Origin of the sequence: Mycolicibacterium houstonense, assembly GCF_900078665.2 — a bacterium.
GTDB lineage: Bacteria > Actinomycetota > Actinomycetes > Mycobacteriales > Mycobacteriaceae > Mycobacterium > Mycobacterium houstonense.
In genome coordinates, this window is record NZ_LT546207.1 from 3,744,432 (window position 1) to 3,761,950 (window position 17,519).

At 64.9% G+C, this 17,519-nt stretch carries 16 protein-coding genes; 11 read left to right on the plus strand and 5 right to left on the minus strand.

Translation table 11 applies throughout. The features are described from left to right. Positions 1-75: 75 nt before the first annotated feature. Together BN4332_RS18735 and BN4332_RS18740 are read right to left on the minus strand one after the other, a co-directional pair. On the minus strand, positions 76-1,479 hold the full coding sequence (locus tag BN4332_RS18735; protein WP_066900489.1) for a S41 family peptidase: 1,404 nt from the start codon (positions 1,477-1,479) through the stop codon (positions 76-78). Continuing rightward, the gene (locus BN4332_RS18740) at positions 1,476-3,284 is read right to left on the minus strand and encodes a CocE/NonD family hydrolase (protein ID WP_066900682.1); all 1,809 of its coding nucleotides are present in this window, start codon (positions 3,282-3,284) and stop codon (positions 1,476-1,478) included. The genes BN4332_RS18735 and BN4332_RS18740 overlap by 4 nt, the downstream gene beginning before the upstream one ends. Before the next feature lie 125 nt (positions 3,285-3,409). On the opposite strand from BN4332_RS18740, the gene BN4332_RS18745 reads away from it, so the two are divergent. Beyond that, positions 3,410-4,636, plus strand: a complete 1,227-nt coding sequence (locus BN4332_RS18745) for a PucR family transcriptional regulator (protein WP_160110886.1) — start codon at positions 3,410-3,412, stop codon at positions 4,634-4,636. Between the two features lie 55 nt (positions 4,637-4,691). On the opposite strand, the gene BN4332_RS18750 is transcribed toward BN4332_RS18745, so the two are convergent. Continuing rightward, positions 4,692-5,066: a VOC family protein gene (locus BN4332_RS18750; RefSeq protein WP_220096859.1), complete on the minus strand. Its 375-nt coding sequence runs from the start codon at positions 5,064-5,066 to the stop codon at positions 4,692-4,694. Between the two features lie 265 nt (positions 5,067-5,331). Here BN4332_RS18750 and BN4332_RS18755 point away from each other — a divergent pair, with 265 nt between their 5' ends. Continuing rightward, positions 5,332-5,802: a P-loop nucleotide/nucleoside kinase family protein gene (locus BN4332_RS18755; RefSeq protein ID WP_235654138.1), complete on the plus strand. Its 471-nt coding sequence runs from the start codon at positions 5,332-5,334 to the stop codon at positions 5,800-5,802. 406 nt (positions 5,803-6,208) lie between these two features. After that, the gene (locus tag BN4332_RS18760) at positions 6,209-6,841 is read left to right on the plus strand and encodes a nucleoside/nucleotide kinase family protein (RefSeq protein ID WP_235654139.1); all 633 of its coding nucleotides are present in this window, start codon (positions 6,209-6,211) and stop codon (positions 6,839-6,841) included. Between the two features lie 242 nt (positions 6,842-7,083). Here BN4332_RS18760 and BN4332_RS18765 read toward each other — a convergent pair whose 3' ends face one another. Beyond that, the gene (locus tag BN4332_RS18765) at positions 7,084-8,109 is read right to left on the minus strand and encodes an NAD-dependent epimerase/dehydratase family protein (RefSeq protein ID WP_066900493.1); all 1,026 of its coding nucleotides are present in this window, start codon (positions 8,107-8,109) and stop codon (positions 7,084-7,086) included. A 327-nt stretch (positions 8,110-8,436) separates the two neighbouring features. On the opposite strand from BN4332_RS18765, the gene BN4332_RS18770 reads away from it, so the two are divergent. The 5 genes from BN4332_RS18770 to BN4332_RS18790 are packed head-to-tail and all read left to right on the plus strand — an operon-like array spanning position 8,437 to position 12,126. Continuing rightward, positions 8,437-9,603 carry an NAD(P)/FAD-dependent oxidoreductase gene (locus BN4332_RS18770; protein ID WP_066900495.1) on the plus strand — a complete coding sequence of 389 codons (1,167 nt, stop codon included), beginning with the start codon at positions 8,437-8,439 and terminating at the stop codon, positions 9,601-9,603. A gap of 4 nt (positions 9,604-9,607) precedes the next feature. Then, on the plus strand, positions 9,608-10,009 hold the full coding sequence (locus BN4332_RS18775; protein ID WP_066900497.1) for a cupin domain-containing protein: 402 nt from the start codon (positions 9,608-9,610) through the stop codon (positions 10,007-10,009). After that, positions 10,006-10,746: an SDR family oxidoreductase gene (locus tag BN4332_RS18780; protein WP_066900499.1), complete on the plus strand. Its 741-nt coding sequence runs from the start codon at positions 10,006-10,008 to the stop codon at positions 10,744-10,746. Before BN4332_RS18775 ends, BN4332_RS18780 begins: the two co-directional genes overlap by 4 nt. Before the next feature lie 23 nt (positions 10,747-10,769). Beyond that, complete coding sequence (locus BN4332_RS18785; RefSeq protein WP_066900689.1) at positions 10,770-11,465, plus strand: SDR family NAD(P)-dependent oxidoreductase; 696 nt, start codon at positions 10,770-10,772, stop codon at positions 11,463-11,465. A 10-nt stretch (positions 11,466-11,475) separates the two neighbouring features. Continuing rightward, a complete protein-coding gene (locus BN4332_RS18790; protein WP_066900501.1) occupies positions 11,476-12,126 on the plus strand; it encodes a nitroreductase in 651 nt (216 codons plus the stop codon). Between the two features lie 66 nt (positions 12,127-12,192). On the opposite strand, the gene BN4332_RS18795 is transcribed toward BN4332_RS18790, so the two are convergent. Beyond that, positions 12,193-15,054 carry a helix-turn-helix transcriptional regulator gene (locus BN4332_RS18795; protein ID WP_084459325.1) on the minus strand — a complete coding sequence of 954 codons (2,862 nt, stop codon included), beginning with the start codon at positions 15,052-15,054 and terminating at the stop codon, positions 12,193-12,195. 140 nt (positions 15,055-15,194) lie between these two features. On the opposite strand from BN4332_RS18795, the gene BN4332_RS18800 reads away from it, so the two are divergent. The 3 genes from BN4332_RS18800 to BN4332_RS18810 all read left to right on the plus strand — a co-directional run bounded on the left by BN4332_RS18800 (position 15,195) and on the right by BN4332_RS18810 (position 17,519). Further along, positions 15,195-15,746, plus strand: a complete 552-nt coding sequence (locus BN4332_RS18800; RefSeq protein ID WP_066900503.1) for an SDR family NAD(P)-dependent oxidoreductase — start codon at positions 15,195-15,197, stop codon at positions 15,744-15,746. A 172-nt stretch (positions 15,747-15,918) separates the two neighbouring features. Further along, a complete protein-coding gene (gene lysE, locus BN4332_RS18805; protein ID WP_066900505.1) occupies positions 15,919-16,518 on the plus strand; it encodes an L-lysine exporter in 600 nt (199 codons plus the stop codon). Positions 16,519-16,604: 86 nt separating this feature from the next. Then, positions 16,605-17,519 carry an alpha/beta fold hydrolase gene (locus BN4332_RS18810; RefSeq protein ID WP_066900693.1) on the plus strand — a complete coding sequence of 305 codons (915 nt, stop codon included), beginning with the start codon at positions 16,605-16,607 and terminating at the stop codon, positions 17,517-17,519.

The window sequence follows — 17,519 nt, forward strand, 5'->3', positions numbered from 1 at the left end:
CGTCAGTGCTCTTACTCCTCGCCTCGGCCATCCACATCGCGCTGGTCGACGTCGTTGCCACGGCAGGCCGAGCTATCAGCGTGTCCCCTTCGACAGCTCCAACGCCCTGTCCATCACGGGATCTCGCAGCGCGGCCACATCGGCCTGTGTAGTCGTGATCTGCTCATCGGGCGGCAGGCCAAGCTGCTCGTAGTTCACACCGGTCGCCGTCGTGTAGCGCTCGTTGCTGAGCGAGAACAACTGTCGGTTCGGCAACATCTTCAACAACATATCTGAGAAGAAGCCAGCTGTTTGTTCACCGATCGTGACCGCCTGGTCGAGTTCGTTCAATGCCATGGTCGCGGTCTCACCCGCACTGACGGTCAGGGGGCTCGTCAGAACCACAACTTTATCCGCCGCAAGTCCGTTAGCGGCGGGTTCGATGTAGATGGACGCCGGTTCAGAGAACTCGTCATACCCGCCGACCCTTGCCTGCTTGCGATACGCGAGCTTTCGTTCGTCAGTGAAGAGGCCCGCTACCTTGATGCCGAAGAAGTCTTCGCCACCGCGGTTGAAGCGTAGGTCGACGATGAAATTCCGGCAGTTATGCAGGTCACCTACCATGTGGTTGAGCGCCTGTTCCACTTTCCGCGGATCGGAAACATCGAACTCCAGCAGATTTACATATCCTTCACCGCTTCTCGTCCGGCCATATTCGATTCGGCCGTCCAGCGTGCTCGTCAGCCCGCCCTCGATGTACTGCTCGCGAATGTTCTGGGCGATGGCATCTCGATTCTCCTGAAAAAATTGCTCTCGCAGCGATTCTGTATGCGACATGAAGACCTCGTCGCCGCTGAACAGAACACTGTGCCCGTCGTGCAACCTACGCATCATGGCCCGAAGGACTTCCTGCAATTGCTGAGCTGTGGTCGCCGGGGTGACTTGCGGACGGTATTCACGATAGATGCCTTCCCAGTCGAGTTTCACGACAGGAAAGAAGCTGAACTGTTCCTGGTAGGACTGCCAAAACACTTCGAAATTCCGGACCGGATCCTCGGAAAATCCGCTGTACTTCGTCACCGGCAGACGGTCGAGTCGACGGTAGGTCTTCGTGTACCCCAGTTGGTCGGTCATTGCCCCGTCTACGAAGCGGCCCAGGAAGAATTCTTGATCTTCCTGGTCTGCGGCGAAAGTTTGGTCTACATACAGGTCTCCGCCGTTCTCGATGTGCCCTTTCCCGAAAGGCACCAAGCTGTCCGTCGTGGAGCTGTAGATATCGACGGAATCGCCATTCACATCGAGGATGTGCCCGTATCCATTCGACTGCCAGATCTGGCGTTCAGCCACCGCATCCGTGGGCGCTGAACCGATGCCCGCTCCTCCCCAGTAAAGGATTGACACACCCGCCACCACCGTAATGATCGGAAGCGCGAGGGCTAGCGACGGCATCTTCATTTCAAATTTCTCCATATTTTCCGTCAGCGAGACATGGTGCGTCACATCGGTGGACGTGGCCCGATGCCCGACGGGACGGCGTGCCGATTCGCCCGGCAGGGCTGGCGAACGGTCGACGCGCAATCGGGAAGGGCTTGCGCATGCGGGTAGGGCACGTACCCGAGTGCCACGCTCGAAGGCCGCAGCGCATCCGTCCAGATGGTGTTGGTTGCGGGAGTCGGCAGCTTGTCAAACACCCAGTAGCCGGTACGCGATGGCGCATCGATGGTGATGCGGATGCTCGACCCGGCGCGAAACACATGCGCGAACTTGTTGATCTCGATGCGCAGCAAGGCCGGTTGCCCGGCCACCAGCGGTTGCGCCGAGGGCTCGGTGAAATCGCCCCACGGGCGTAGCTCGGTGGTGCGGGAGCGGTCGAGGCTTCGCAACGATGCGCGCAGCCACCCGCGTTGGACGAACATCTCGGTGCCGTCGGGACGCACCTCGGACACGGTCACTTGGACGTCGGTGTCCGTGGCGGTCGAGCTGAGCCACAGATCTGCCGAACCGGCACCGTAGAAGCTCAGATCAGCGGGCAACGCGGCGGTGGTGAAGGTCAGCTGCCCGTCGGATGCGCTCGGTTGCCAGCCTTCGGTGTCCGGGTCGTTGACCGCGGGTCCGTCGACGGGATACCGGTAATCGGCTGGCGCACCGGTCAGTTCGTCGGGCCGGACGTCGCTCAGGACGCCGCCTTCACGCAACCACAACCGCATCGGCGCGACCTTCACGGGCAGCCGGTCGAAGGTTGCGATCGAGGCCGGCTCGATCGACGACTCGGGATCGCCAGGGCGGACTGCCCGCATCTCCTGCAGCAGACGCACGCGCGGTTCACGCTCGAATCCGTTGCCCTCGCCTTTGACGAAGTGGGCGAGAAAACGCTGCAACATCGAGTCGATGTCGGCCGAGGTGATATCGGTGTGGTGGTCGCCGTTGGAGCTGGCCAGCCACATCGTGTCAGGGTTGATCAGCTCTTCGTAATAGCCTGCGCGGGTGCCGACTTGCTCGTCCTGCCAGGACTGCGTGCCGAAAGCCGGGACATCGATGGCAGGCACACGAAGGTATGCGCTCTTCTCGGCGTAGCGCCGGCCGTAGAAGTGGTCGGTGTTGAGCCACTGTTCGAGGTCGAAATCTGGGCGCCGTGCCTTGGCGATGTTCTGCTCGGCGATCGCGGCGCATTCGGCGTCCCCGTCGAGTGCTGCTGCCATCTCGGCGGCTCGGGTCCAAATTGCCGGAAACTCATTCCACCATCCGGCGGGGAAGCCGACGTTTTGAATGCCGCCCGGGTAGCCGACGTCGCGGTACGGGTCTGCGACGTTCTTGCTGGGGGTGATGGCTGCTAGGCCGTTGGGGTGTTGGGCGGCGGTCCACAGTTGGTTGTATCCGGAGTACGAATATCCGATCATGCCCACTCGCCCGGTCGACCACGGTTGTCTTGCAGCCCATTCCACCGCTGCGGCGCCCGCCGCGCCCACCGTGTCATCGAAGATCCTGTCGTCACCGGTCGAGCAACCCGTTCCGGGAACATTGACGCCGACGACGGCGTAACCACGCGACGTCCACCGTCGACCGATGTCGGGATCGGAACCCGCTGAGTACCCGTCATACTCAACAAGCACCGGGTGCGGACCCGCCCCGGCAGGCAACAGCACCGAATACCGCATCCGGGTACCGTCCGGCAACGGCAAGTATCCCCACTCGCGGGTTGATCCGCCTTCTGCGGCGGGCGCGGCGCAGGCCACTGATGCGGCCGCGAAGACCACGGCGGTCAACGTCACGGCGAGCGCACCGCGAACGAAGCTAACCTTCCGCATGGGGTACCGCTCCTCGGCATGATCGCAGGACGTCACCGTTCAAGAACGGTGACCGTTGCAATCAATGCTGTGTGGCGACTCCCCACTGCGCATTGTCGGCGGAATTCGAGATTTGGAAGAGTTTTGTGTCTGCGACCAACACACCGATAACCACACAGCAGCAACTGGCCGACCGATTGGCGCAGCGCACACAGGCGCTCACGGTCGAAGCGGTACAGGCGCTGTGCGCTCGCATTCCCGCCTACCAAGCGTTGCCCGACGAGGCTGTTCGGGGTGAGGTGACGGCCATCATCCGGCGCAACCTCGAGCTGATCTGGTCAAGCCTGCGTACCGGGCGCGAACCGAACCAGGTTGCGCTGGCCGAGCTCACCGCGTCGGCCGCCCGCCGAGCCGACGAACGCATCCCGCTGTCAGATATCCTGCGGGCCTATCACATCGGGGCCGAGCAATTGTGGGTCGCGATCAGTTCACACGTCGAGGAAGTCGACCTCCTCGCGTATGCCGCGGGAACGTTGCAGGCCCACCTGCGCGCCGCCACCGCCGCGGTGCTCGCCGGCTACGGTGCCGAACAGACACCGACGTACGACGAGCACGTCGCAAAACAGGCATTGCTGACCGCGCTCGTTTCCGGCACGGATCCGAATTCCACTGCGGGGCAATTAGGTATGGCGATCGCCTCGTCCTACTGGGTGGTGGCGCTGTTCGTCGACCGGCATCCCGACGAGAACCTCCCCGAGGTCGATCAGGACGTTGTCCGGTGCCGCAAGGCCCGGCGGCTGCAACGAGAACTCAACCGGCTGGCGCGCGGGCTGGCGATGTGTGAGGTCACCGCCGATGGCGGGATCGCACTCGTACCGTCGACGCCCGATGTCCCCGGCGACCGATTGCGTGAACAACTCCTCGCAATCGAGCGGACCGTCGGCGCATCCCTTCTTGCCGCATTCGCGCCGAGTACCCCCGCCGCCGTGCCGACCACCCTCGCCGAGACCCGCGAACTGCTCGCCGTCGCGCACGGTCACGGTCGACGGTGTGGTGTGGTCACCCTCGACGACATCGCCGTTGAGTTCCAGTTGTCCCGGCCCAGTGCGGCTCATGCAGTCCTGGTCGAGATTCTGCGACCGCTCTTCGAGCACGACAGCATCATGGAAACGTTTGCGGCCTACCTTGATTGCGGCTGCGATCGTTCGGTCGCGGCACAACGGCTGAACGTGCACACCAACACCGTTGGGTACCGGTTGCGCAAGGTCACCGTGCTTACCGGGCTAGATCTGACCATCCCTCGCGACATCGTCCGTGCCACCGCGGCGCTGGCCGCCTACCGCGCCGTAACCGGGCACTCAGCCGGGGCGTGAAAGGCCGCGCCGGTCATATCGTCACACTCATCGCGCACAGAGTTCTTCCCTGCACTTAGCGCTGTGGTGGTGCTGGTTGTTCGGCGAGCACGATCACCGTGCCCCAGGGATCGCGCATCTGAACTGAGCGCCGGCCCGGAGCGCCGGACAGAACATGGACAATACCGGCACCGGCGCGCGAGCAACGGTCGGCGTCACCGACGATGTCCTCGCTGAAAAGCACCAAATCCGGTCCGTCGCTCGCGGCAGACGGCTTCGGCGGGGCTGGAAACAGCCAGATCCCCGCATCACCTACGCCGGCGGAGCCGACATGGACCGATCGGAACCCGGCGAGCAGCTCCTCATCAAAGAGCACTCGGAATCCGAATGCGCGGCAATAGAAATCGATGGCCGCATTGAGATCGCCGACCCGGATGACAGCACGTCCCACGGACGGCATTACGACACCCCCAACAGGATGGTTTGTACGGAGAAACGCGAGCTACGGTACTGGCAACCGCCTCTGACCGCACAAGGTCGGGCTGCATCAGCGTTCCCGGTGTTCGATTGGGATCGTGCGCCGAACGGCAACTCCACCCCTCGCTGCCCGCGTTTGTCGTCGCCGGAATCACGCACTATGCGCTGACCCGGCTCGTCGTGCAACGTCTAGGCTTCGGAGAGTACGACTGCCGCACAATGGGGGTGCGTGATCAAGGATGGGACGGGTCATCTTCATGTGTGGTCCGGCAGGGTCCGGGAAGTCCACGATTGCCCGGCAGTACGAGCGGCAGGGGATGGTCCGGCTTTCGTTCGACGAGGAGGCGTGGTCGCGCGGCATCACCGAGATGCCTCTGCCTGAGCACGTGTGTCGCGAGATCGAACATGCGTTGCGCGAGCGACTGATCGGTCTCGTTCGGCTCGGATCGGATGTTGTTCTCGACTTCTCCTTCTGGTCGCGTCAGATGCGCGATGACTGGCGCGAACTCCTGCACCCGTTAGATGTCATCCCGGAGACCGTGTACCTGGCTACTGACAAAGCAACAGTGCTCGAACGGCTGAGAACCAGGGCCGCCCGACACCCCGACGACTTCAAGCTCAGCGCTGACCTGGCGGCGGACTACTTCGATCATTTCGAAATCCCGACAAGCGAAGAGGGGCCGCTGACCGTCATATCTGCGCCCACGTGACAATGCCTCACAATCGGCGGCTTTACGGCATCACCAACCGTCAATGTTCTCTGTCTCTCGAGACTTCGAGATCGACTACCGGGCACGCATTTTAGGCGCGCTGTGACGCTTCATGTGATGGCATACCGTAGCGGATGCCAATGAGCCGCCTCGCCTTTCAATTGCCAGGAGTGCCGTGCCAGCAGCGCTTCCAAGCGCACAGATCATCGTGCCCAAACGAGGCAAGACCCTAGCGACCTGTTTTCTGTGGAACGAGACATCCGACAAGCGCTGCCGTTGTCCGCGATGATGGTCAGGTGCCGCATTTCGTCCCCTCAGCGATGACGCAGCGTTGCCCGGCCGGCGCCGGTCGGCACACGTACAGCTGCCAAGCCACCGACTCATGACGTCCAGCGCGGTCCACGCAGTGTTGGGCTACGTGGTAGGTCGCATCAGCGATTTGCCAACTGTCGGCCCTCGTGTGGCCATCGATGGACCTGACGGTGCTGGTAAGACCCATTTTGCCGACCAGCTTGCGGCGGTGTTAGAAAGCCGGAATCGTCCGGTCGCCCGCGTATCCATCGACGATTTCCACAACGTGCGCGCTCTGCGTTATCGACAGGGTCGGGACTCTCCGATGGGCTTTTTCGAGGACTCCTATAACTACGACCGGTTTCGCAACGATGTTCTGGAGCCGTTCGGACCCGGAGGTTCACGGCAATTTCGCCGCGCGAGTTACAGCCACGCGACCGATGAAATTCTTGTCCCCGCATTTGAAACTGCCGACCCAGCATCGATTCTCATCGTCGACGGAATTTTCCTCCAACGTGCCGAGCTCAGCGCTAATTGGGATATCACTGTTTTCCTCGACGTGGATTTTACCGAAACAGCTGGTCGCATGGCGCTACGAGACGGAACGTCACCCGACCCTGACCATCCAAGCATGCATCGGTACATCGAAGGCCAGCGTGAGTACTTTCGTCATGCGCACCCGCAACAGCGGGCGACCATCCTGATCGACAACAACAACGTCCACGCCCCGAGAATCATCCGCGGTTAACAACCGAAAGCCACAACGCTCCTCCCTCAGCACATTCACCGCTGCGAACGGATCACCGCAAGGAGCTACCGACGTGCCCATGTCAGGCATCGGCGAAGATGGGAAACGACGGTTCCATTCCGGGAATGATCTGGTCAATGGTGAAGTCGGCGAGCCCGCCCTCGACAAAATGAACTGCTCGGAGATTTTGGGCGCTATCGGCATCGAATGCTTGCGTCGGCCTCGTCTGGACCTTTAGTCGTTCACACCAGGTTTTTGGCGATCAGTGACTGGGCAGTATCGAGAATGGTCTCGCTGACCGGGCGCGGTACCCAGCCCAGTACCGCCTTGGCTTTGGCGTTGCTGATCTGCGGTCGCCGACCGAGTCGCGACAGCGCCTCGCGCAACGCCGGCACCGTCTGGGCGAGCTCGCGTACTTCGGCTTCGCTGTACTCGCTGGTGGGCAGCTTCGACGCCGCAGCTCCTAGGCCTTCGCGCAGTATGCGCGCGATCCCGAGGAAACTGACTGCGGGCCCGTCAGCTGCCAGCAGGATGCGTTCGCCGGCCGCGTCGGCCACCGTGATCGCCTGGAGGTGAGCTGTAGCGACGTCGCGCACGTCGACGACGCCGAAATACTGAGGAGCTACCCGGTCGAGCGCCCCGGTGAGCATCGACTGGATGAACTTCACCGACGTAGACAGATGTGTTCCGAGGGTGGGTCCGAAGATGCCGACGGGCACCAACGTGGTCAGTTCGAGGCCACCTCCCTGCGTATCGATAAAGTCCCATGCTGCGCGCTCGGCGATGGCCTTGGACCGGATGTAGGCGGTGTTGTCGTCGGCTGGGTCGGTCCAGTCGTCCTCGGTCCAGTGCTCGGCCGCTTTGGCGGAGTATCCGACGGCCGCGAACGAGGACGTCATGACGACCCGGTGGCAGCCTGCATCGCGGGCATGGCGCAGGACGCGCAGGGTGCCTTCACCCGCGGGGACGATGATCTCGTCGTCGTTCGCGGGCGCTTCGGCCGGAAACGGTGAGGCTATGTGGAGGACGTCCGCGACTCCGTCGACCGCCTCCGGCCACCCGTCGTCGGCCGTGAGGTCGGCTGTCACGATCTCGATCAGGCGAGGGTCAAGCCCCTGCAAGGCCACGGTTTCGGAGAATTCCTGGGCCCGCGCTCGGCTGCGCAGAGCAACGCGCACCGGATAACCCCGGTCGAGCAGCTGACTGACGACGTGGCTGCCTACGTAACCGGCGGCGCCGGTCACGAGTACCAGTGACTTCTCACCCATATTCCCTCACCAATTGTTTGTCGAAGCATCTGTGTTGCAGTCTGTTTCGGTACAGCGGGTTACTCACCTCGCGAACTCCTGGACCGCCGGTGCCCGCACACGACGCGCATACCGACAGCCTGCCGACACGGCGCGCCTCAAGGACCACGGAAACCCCGTAGTTCTTGCTACCTGCAGCTTGACGCCATCGGGGCTCATCTGGTTGTCCTGCCATCGAGCGGCCCACGAACCGACGACTACGGGTTTTCCGTGGTCCCTGCCCACTCCCCTGGATGCCATCGTCGTAGGCATGACGGCTCAGCAACGACGCCAATCGAGGAGAAACAGATGAGCACCACCACCCGCGTTGTGGTTGTCGGCGGCGGGTATGCCGGCGTCCTTGCCGCCAACCGCCTGCGCCAACGCACAGACATCGACGTCACCCTGGTGAACCCGCGGCCGCAGTTCGTCGAACGGATCCGGCTGCACCAGTTGGTCGCAGGCAACGACGACGCCACTGAGGACTACTCGGCGGTGCTGGCCGACTCGGTGAAGCTTGTCGTCGACGCTGCCGAATACATCGATGCCGGCGCCAAGAAACTACGCCTGTCATCCGGCAGCACCCTCGACTACGACTACCTGGTCTATGCCGTCGGCAGCACCGCCCCGGTCCCGGCGTCCGTGCCTGGCGCCGCCGAATTCGCTTATGCGCTGGGAGAATTCGAGGCGGCACAGCGCCTGACCGCTAGACTGGCCGATGTTCCACTGCAGGCGCCGATCGTGGTGGTGGGCGGCGGTCTCACAGGTATCGAGGCCGCCTCCGAACTCGCCGAAGTCGGCCGCAGTGTCACTCTGGTGACCGGCGCCCTCGGCCCGTCACTGGCCAAGGGCGGGCGTAAGTCGGTGGCCAAGCGCTTGACGAAACTGGGTGTCACCGTGCTGGACAACGCCACCGTCACCCGCGTCGCGAAAGACCGAATCACCTTGCGCGACGGTACTGAACTGCCGAGCGCGGTCACCGTGTGGACCGCGGGTTTCGGTGTCCCGGCGCTCGCCGCCGACAGCGGTCTACGTACAGACCGGCTCGGCCGGCTGCTCACCGATGAGACCCTCACCAGCCTGGACGATCCCAGCATCATCGCTGCCGGCGATGCGGCCTCCCCCTCGGGGATCCCATTGCGGATGAGCTGCCAGCTCGCGATGCCCCTGGCCTCCCACGCCGCTGACACCCTGTTGGCTCGCCTCGACGGCACACGTCCGAAGGACCTGAACCCGATCTCGGTGGGTCAGTGCATCAGCCTGGGCCGCTACGCCGGAACCATCCAGATGTCGCACTTCGACGACGTGGCCCTGCCCATGCACCTAGGTGGTCACCTCGCCGCCACCATCAAAGAATCGGTGTGCAAAGGAACGGTGTCGTTCCTGGCCAAGGAGGCCCGCAAACCGGGCAGCTACTTCTGGCCCAAAGGCGGGAAACGGCAGAAGAATCTGAGGAAAGGGACCACTCGTGTCTGATGTGATGGACAAGCTGATGAAGGCGATGACCGTCATCCAGTCGGTCAAACCGCCGCACATTCCGGACGGCACCGACGGAATGACCGCGATCATCGAATGGGGCCCGGGCGACAGAGGCGCGCCGCCGCATCGCCATCCCGGCGGACCGTGCTTCGGTTTCGTCATCGAAGGCGAGATGCTCTTCGAGCTGGAAGGCGAAGCCCCGCGCGTCATCAGAGCCGGGGAAGCGTTCTGGGAGCCGGGCGGTGACGTTATCCACTACTCCGACGGCAACAATCGCGACGACGTCCCGCTGCGATTCCTGGTGACGATGCTCTGCCAGCCCGGAGCCGACATGTTTGTCCTCGTCGACGATGCAGAACTCGAACAGCGCAAAGACCGTCGCTTCCAGGAGGGGCAGGAATGAGAGTCACCGTGGTAGGGGCTACCGGCCAGATCGGTGCGCAGGTCGTCGAATTGCTCACCGGCACAGGTCATGACGTCATGGTCGCCTCCCGATCTACCGGGGTGGACGCCGTCAGCGGTGACGGGGTGGCGACAGCTTTCGACGGCGTCGACGCTGTTGTCGACGTCCTCAACTCCCCCACCCTGGAACCCGGCGCGGCGGAGGATTTCTTCGCCACCTCCGCCACCACCCTGCTCTCGGAAGCCAAGAAGGCCGGCGTGCAGCACTACGTGGTGCTGTCGATCGTCGGGGTCGGCAGTATCGAGGCCGACGGCTATCTGCGTGGCAAGCATCTCCAGGAACAACTGGTAGCCAACTCCGGCGTGCTGTACACCATCGTGCGGGCCACCCAGTTCCACGAGTTCACCGAGAGCATCGCCGGTTCGCTGGTCACCGAAGGTGTTGCCCATGCACCGGATGCCTTGATCCAGCCCGTCGCGGCAGCCGAAGTCGCCGGCGTGGTCGCGCGGGTCGCCACCGAAGCGCCACGCAACGATGTGCTGAATTTCGGCGGACCGGAGAAAATGTCCTTCGCCGACCTCGCCCGCACCGTTTTCGCCGCACGAGGCAAAGACCTGCCCGTCGTCGTCGATCCGCAGGCCACCTACTTCGGTGTCCCGGTGCAGCACAACAGCCTGGTGACTGGCGAGGGCGCCGTGCTGGGCACCACCCGGCTCTCCGATTGGCTGGCCCGGTGACCGAGCTCGCCGGGTGCACGGCCATGGTCACCGGGGGCACTGCCGGCATCGGCTTCGCGACGGCCCACCGGCTGGTAGAAGCGGGTGCCTCGGTGATCATCACCGGCCGTGATCCCCAACGCGGCCGCCTCGCTAGGGAAAAGCTCGGGCCGACAGCGCAATTCGTTGCCGCCGACATGGCCGACTCAGCCGATGTAGAGCGACTGTCCCGGGAATTCGAACTCGACATCCTGGTCAACAATGCGGCTCGCTTTCCGGCCGGCCTGACTGTCGACCAGAATGAGAACGGGTTCGCGCACACCTTTGCCACCAACGTGCGCGGACTTTACTTCCTGGTGGCCGCGACGGTGCCCACCATGATCCGCCGCGGTGGCGGGGCCATCGTCAACGTCACGTCCATGGTGGCGTCCAAAGGTGTTCCCGGCGCCTCGGTATACAGCGCGTCCAAAGCAGCTGTCGAGCAGTTGACCCGGACGTGGGCCGTTGAGTTCGGTCCGCACAACATCCGGGTCAACAACGTCGCGCCCGGGCCGACCGCCACCGCGGGTGTCGCGGCCGAATGGGGTAAAACCAACGATGAACTCGGCCGCGCATTACCACTCGGGCGGACCGCTGATCCCGCCGAGATCGCCGAGGCGATCTACTTCCTGGCCTCCGCACGCGCCAGTTTCATCACCGGAACCACCCTTCATGTCGACGGCGGCGGCACCGCCGTCTGAAAGGACGATCATGGACTTCGACGACGTGGTGCTCCGCCGGCACTCCTCACGAATGTTCCTGCCGGACAAGCCCGTGCCCGAGGAAATGCTGCATGAGGCGCTGATACTGGCCATGCGTGCACCCTCGAATTCCAATGTCCAACCCTGGCGGTTGTTCCTGTCTACCGGTGCACGCCGGGAACGCCTCGGCGCGGCGCTGGCCCGCCAGGTGCGCACCACCCCGCCGCCGACGCTCGGTCTGCCGGAGTCGCACAGCCATCTGCGCCGCCAGTTGGGTGCCTTGCTGTACGGCGCGATGGGCGTCGCCCGCAACGACGACGCTGGCCGCTGGACCGCGCAGCTACGCAACTGGGACTTCTTCCGCGCCCCGGTGGCCGGCATCGTGTGCATGCATCGCGACCTCGGCATGCCCGATGCCATCGGCGTGGGGATGTTCCTACAGACGTTGCTGCTGGCATTGACCGAACGCGGCCTCGACAGCTGTGTACAGGTCTCCACCGCCCTCTACCCGGACGTGGTACGCCGAGTACTCGACATCCCCGACGAATTGACTGTCCTGTGCGGTGTCTGCATCGGCTACGCCGACCCCACATTCGCCGCCAATAGCATCGACACCCCACGTAACCCGCTGATCGAGAACGTCGTCTTCCTCAAGGATTGACCTGGACGACGCGCGGTGGACCGATACCGCGGCGAAATCTGCGTGCAATCGACGGCGACACCCGCTTCATGGGGCGCGGACCGCTGGGGGCGCCTGCCCCGGCGGCTGGTTGAGCCTCTTCCTGAGGTCACGGCGCGAACGAATCCCCAACTTGGTGAACACTTTCCGCAGATGCCACTCCACGGTGTGCGCACTGATGTACAGCTGGCCGGCGATCTCCTGATTGGTCAGGCCCTGGCCGGCCAGCTCGGCGATCTGATGTTCCTGCGGGCTCAGCTCATCACCAGCGGCTGTCGGCTGCTTACGGGTCTTCTGGCCCGCGGCCAGCAGTTCGCGGCGAGCCCGTTCGGCGAAGGCCATCGACCCCATCTGGACGAGCTCCTGGTGGGCGAGACGCAGCGGCTCCCGTGCGACTGTGGCAGGGCCGTTGCGGCGCAACCATTCCCCGTAAAGCAGTCGGGCCCGGGCCAGGCGGATGCGTTGCGACGTCGCTTCGAAACGCTCGATCGACTCGAGGTACAGCGCCTCCGCCTGCTCACCGTCGCTCAGCAAGGCCCGTGATCGGGCCAGTGCGGCCAACGCCCGCGGTGACCCAGCCGCCGACGTGCGCGCCTGAAGCCGATCGAAAACCTGCTCGGCGAATCCGCGATCGTCGGCGCGGACAGCGGCTTCGATTGCCTCGACCAACAACTCGCCGTGGAACCCGAGGTCGTCATACTCGCACGCGCTGTGTGCAGCCGATCGCGCCTCCGCATACCGGCCCAGCCCGTTGTTCAGCACCACGGTGGCGTAGTACGCCAGTCCGATCACCCGGCCCTCGCCGCGGGCGCGGCCCGACTCCAGAGCTGCCGTCGCCAATCGGGTGGCCTCGGCTTCATCTCCTCGCCAGGCCGACACGATGATCCGGTAGTACTTCAGCGGGGTGTAGTCGATGGCGATGGCCAGGTCATTCGCTTCGGCGACAAGTGAACTGGCCGCGGTCAATTCGCCACGCTCGACGGCGGCACCGGCACGTGACAACAGCGCCGGCGGCAGCAGCGCCAGCGCGCCGCTGTCGGTGGCCAGCTGCGCCGTGTGCGCCGAGAAGTCACGCCACCCGTCGTCCCACGTCTCGTGGATCAGACATTCATGGACAACGGGAAACGCCCGCCAGAACCACCCGCGGCTGCCGTCCCGGGCGGCCGTCTTGAGCGCGTCCAACGCGTGGCGCATGGCGGGCATCGCGTCGACCGGACCGAACGCCAACCGCTCGGCCAGCGCATGGGTTACGAGATCGAGTGGGGTCTGCGGCTGCCGTTTCGCCAGCGCGGCGTGCGCGGTCGCTGCAACATCGGCGGCCAACCCGGCTGAGGTGCGCCCGACGTACATCGCGGCGCTCAGCGCTTCCAGGTACGCCTCGGTGGCCAGGGTGGGGTCGAGCGCCTCCAACTGCCCGGCCGCCGCAGCGAACTGTGTTACGGCGGCGACGAGCGCGTCGGCGTCACCGCCGGCGCGTGCGGAGGCAAACGTCAACCGGGTCTTCAGTTGCGCGGAGCGGGCGCGTTGCAGATCGGTCAGCGGGCCCAGATCTGCAGTGGCCAGGAGACGACGGGCGTTGCCGAACGACGCGCTCTCGCGGTGGGCCTCGGCCGCCGCGAGCGCCCGTCCGGTACGGACTGCGGGGTCAGGAGTCAACTCCGCCGCCCGGGCCAGAAATGCTGCGGCAGAGGCGGTTCCACCGCGCTGCAACGCCCGCCCGGCTGATCGCTCCAGATCCGATGCCACCTGCTCATCAAGAGAATCGGCGGCCAGGGCGCGGTGCCAGGCACGCCGGTCCGGGTCGACAGTGGGGTCGGTGACGGCCGCCAGCGCCGCGTGCGCGAATCGGCGTTGCTCGACGGTGGCCGAGCGGTATGCCACCGACCGCGCCAACGGATGGTGGAACCGCACCCGGGTGTCTATCGCGATCAGGCCAAGGTCGTACGCGGGCGTCATCACTGTGGGTTTGAGATCCAGATGTGTCAACGCACGCGACAGCAGTGCCGGGTCGCCCACCGGTTCAGCGGCTGCGACGAGCAGCAGCATCCGGATGTCGTCAGGCAGGCCAGCGATCAGCGTGCGGTAATGCTCTTCGATGCCGGCCCTGACGTTTTCGGTGTGGAAGGATGCGATGTCCTTCGGAGTCTCCAGCAGCGCCAACGGGTTTCCCCGCGCTTCGGCCACGATCCGGTCCAGGATCGCCCCGTCCAGGCGACCCGGGTACGCCGACTCCAACAACCTGCGTGCGTCACCGTCGTCGAGTCCGCCCACCGCCAGGGTGGGCAACCCCGCGGTGCCGTCGATCGGGGTACGCGTCGCGAAAACCAACCCTACGGACTCGGCCTGCACACGGCGCGCCACGAAGAACAGCGTTTGCACAGACACGTGATCCAGCCACTGCACATCGTCGACCACGCACAACACCGGTCGATCCGCAGCGGCAGCCGCGAGCAGTCCCAGGATCGCCAATCCCACCAGGAACCGATTCGGCGCTGGACCGGTGTCGCTGAGACCGAAGGCCCGCTCCAACGCCTCGCGCTGCGGTTGCGGCAGACCCGATCGGTAATCCAGCACCGGTGCGCACAACTGCTGCAGACCCGCGAAGGCCAACTCCATATCGGATTCCACACCCACCGTGGTCAACACCGTGCAGTCCGCGGCGCCCTCCCGTAGAAACGTCAGGAGCGCCGTCTTCCCGATACCGGCCTCACCCATGAGTACCCGCACCTCACTGCGCCCGGAGCGCACGGCGTCCACCATCTCGGTAAGTGCCCGGCATTCGGCGGTGCGACCCGGCAACGCCGCATTGCGTCGGTCGCGGATCGCCGTCACGATCGAGATGCCCACCCGTCTGGAGCGCCGGATGCGGCCAGGGTCTCCTGACCGCGCGGTACCGGCAAATCCTGACATGCCGACCCGCCGAATGCATGGCCACCTGTGAACTACGGGTTTTCCGTGGTCCCTGCCGGTGATCTGACTGGCACGGTTGTCGAAGTACACCGGAGGGAGGGCAGGTGCAGAGAACGCCGGGGTTTTCGGGGCGCACGGCCATGGTCACCGATGCGACCACGGAGCTGGGACGGGTGACCGCACGCCTGCTCAAAACGGCCGGCGCTCAGCTCATCATCAGCGGCCAGGACGCCGGCGCCGGACGGGCTGCGGTCGACGAACTCGGACCCGGTACCCGCTTCATCGCCGCCGACCTGGCTGACCTGGAGTCCGTCGACCACCTCGCCCGCCAGGTTCCGGCCGACATTCTTGTCAATAATGCCGAGGTGGTGGACATCGATGCATTGGCCGGTCTGTACTTTCTCGTCAGTGCCGTCGCTCCCTGCATGATCCGACACGGTGGCGGAGCGATCGTCAACGTCGTGTCGGGGGCGACAGGTGCCGCAGCCGCGCTGACGCGCTGCTGGGCAACGGAATTCGGCGCAACCGGCATCCGGATCAATACCGTGGTGGCCGGAAGCCGAGTGAATCCGCTGGGCCGCGTCGGCACACCTCTCGAAATCGCTGAAGCCATTATGTTCCTCGCCTCCAGCCGGGCAAGTTTCATCACCGGCACCACACTGCATGTCGACGGCGGAGCGAGGATCGTGTGAGCATTACGAACTGGGTCGACCCCATACGACCCTCACCTCGTTCCCCCCCTCGGTCTCGTCGTCTTCTGCCAAAGGGCATACGAGCACACGTCCTGAATTGAATAAGGGAAGCTAATGTCAATAAAGAATCATTAGCTGTACTTGATCACTACTCGTCCATAGCCTCGAACGCATGGCTTCACCCGTGCTCATCGGATTCCTCACCACGATGGCGTTGATCGCCGCGATCGGGGCGCAGAACGCGTTCGTGTTGCGGCAGGGCATCCGTGGCGAGCACGTCATCGCCGTGATCGCGGTGTGCACGGTCTCCGATCTGATCCTGATCGCCGCCGGCATTGCCGGAGTCGGCGCGGTGATCACCGCCCATCCCGACGCCATGACGGTGGTGAAGTTCGGCGGGGCGGCCTTCCTCGTCGGGTATGGCGTGCTGGCCGCGCGCCGGGCGTTTCGGCCATCGACGCTCAACCCGTCCGAGCGCACCCCGGCCCGGCTGGCCGAGGTGCTGGTCACCTGTCTGGCGTTGACCTGGCTGAATCCGCACGTCTATCTCGATACCGTGGTGCTGCTCGGGTCCCTGGCCAACGAGCACCGGGAGCAGCGGTGGCTGTTCGGTGCGGGCGCGGTGGCCGCGAGTGCGGTGTGGTTCACCGGCCTGGGCCTGGGCGCGCGCCGCCTGGCCGGGCTGTTCGCCACCCCGATGACCTGGCGCATCCTCGACGGAGTGATCGCGGTGATGATGATCGCGCTCGGCGTGGGGCTTGCGGTGTCTTGACCATCGCCCGCGGCCGACGAGGCCCGCTGCACCGGGGACCTCTCGATCACTCGTGGGGGATGCGACAGAATTGCCAGGTGAATCGCATGTTCCGGCGTGAACCGTCCCCGGCCCCACCGTCTCTTGCGAACGGCCCAGCATGGTTCACCTCGGCACTGGACCAGGCTCCGCAGCATTCGGCGATCGATGTCGAGGGATGCCCGATCCACGTCCGCACCTGGGGCGATCCCGCCAATCCCCCGCTGGTGTTCGTCCACGGCGGCGGCGCCCATTCCGGCTGGTGGGACCACATCGCACCGTTCTTCACCCGCACCCATCGCGTCATCGCCCCGGACCTCAGCGGGCACGGCGACAGCGGCACCCGCACCGAATACTCCCTCGCGATCTGGGCCCGAGAAGTCCTCGCCGCGTCGGAAGCCTCCGGATCCTCCGCGCGCCCCACGATCGTCGGCCACAGCATGGGCGGCTGGGTCGGCGCCTCGGCCGCCACCCGCTACGGCGCCCAGATCGACAGCATCCTGGTCATCGATTCACCGCTACGCGACCGCGCCCCTGAAGAGGTCCGGTTGCGCACCCGCCGGGACAGCGCCGGCTACCCGAGCGAAGAGGAGATCCTGGCCCGGTTCCGGGCCGTGCCCAAGCAAGAGGTGACGCTGCCCTACATCGGCCACCACATTGCCACCGAGTCCATCCGCAAGACCGACGCCGGCTGGGTGTGGAAGTTCGACCCGGCCATCTTCGGCGGTCAGCTCCTCGACGAAACCCCCGCCGACGAAGAGCTCCTGGAGAACACCTTCGCCCGAATCCCCTGCCGGGTCGGGTATTTGCGATGCGAGAACGGCGTGGTGCCGCCCCCGATGGCCGAGCAGATCCGCTCGATGCTGCAACTCCGGGGTCCGTTCGTCGAACTCGCCGAGGCCGGCCACCACCCCATGTTGGATCAGCCCCTGCCGCTGGTGGCGACCATCCGCACCCTGCTGGAGCTGTGGTCGATCACCTAG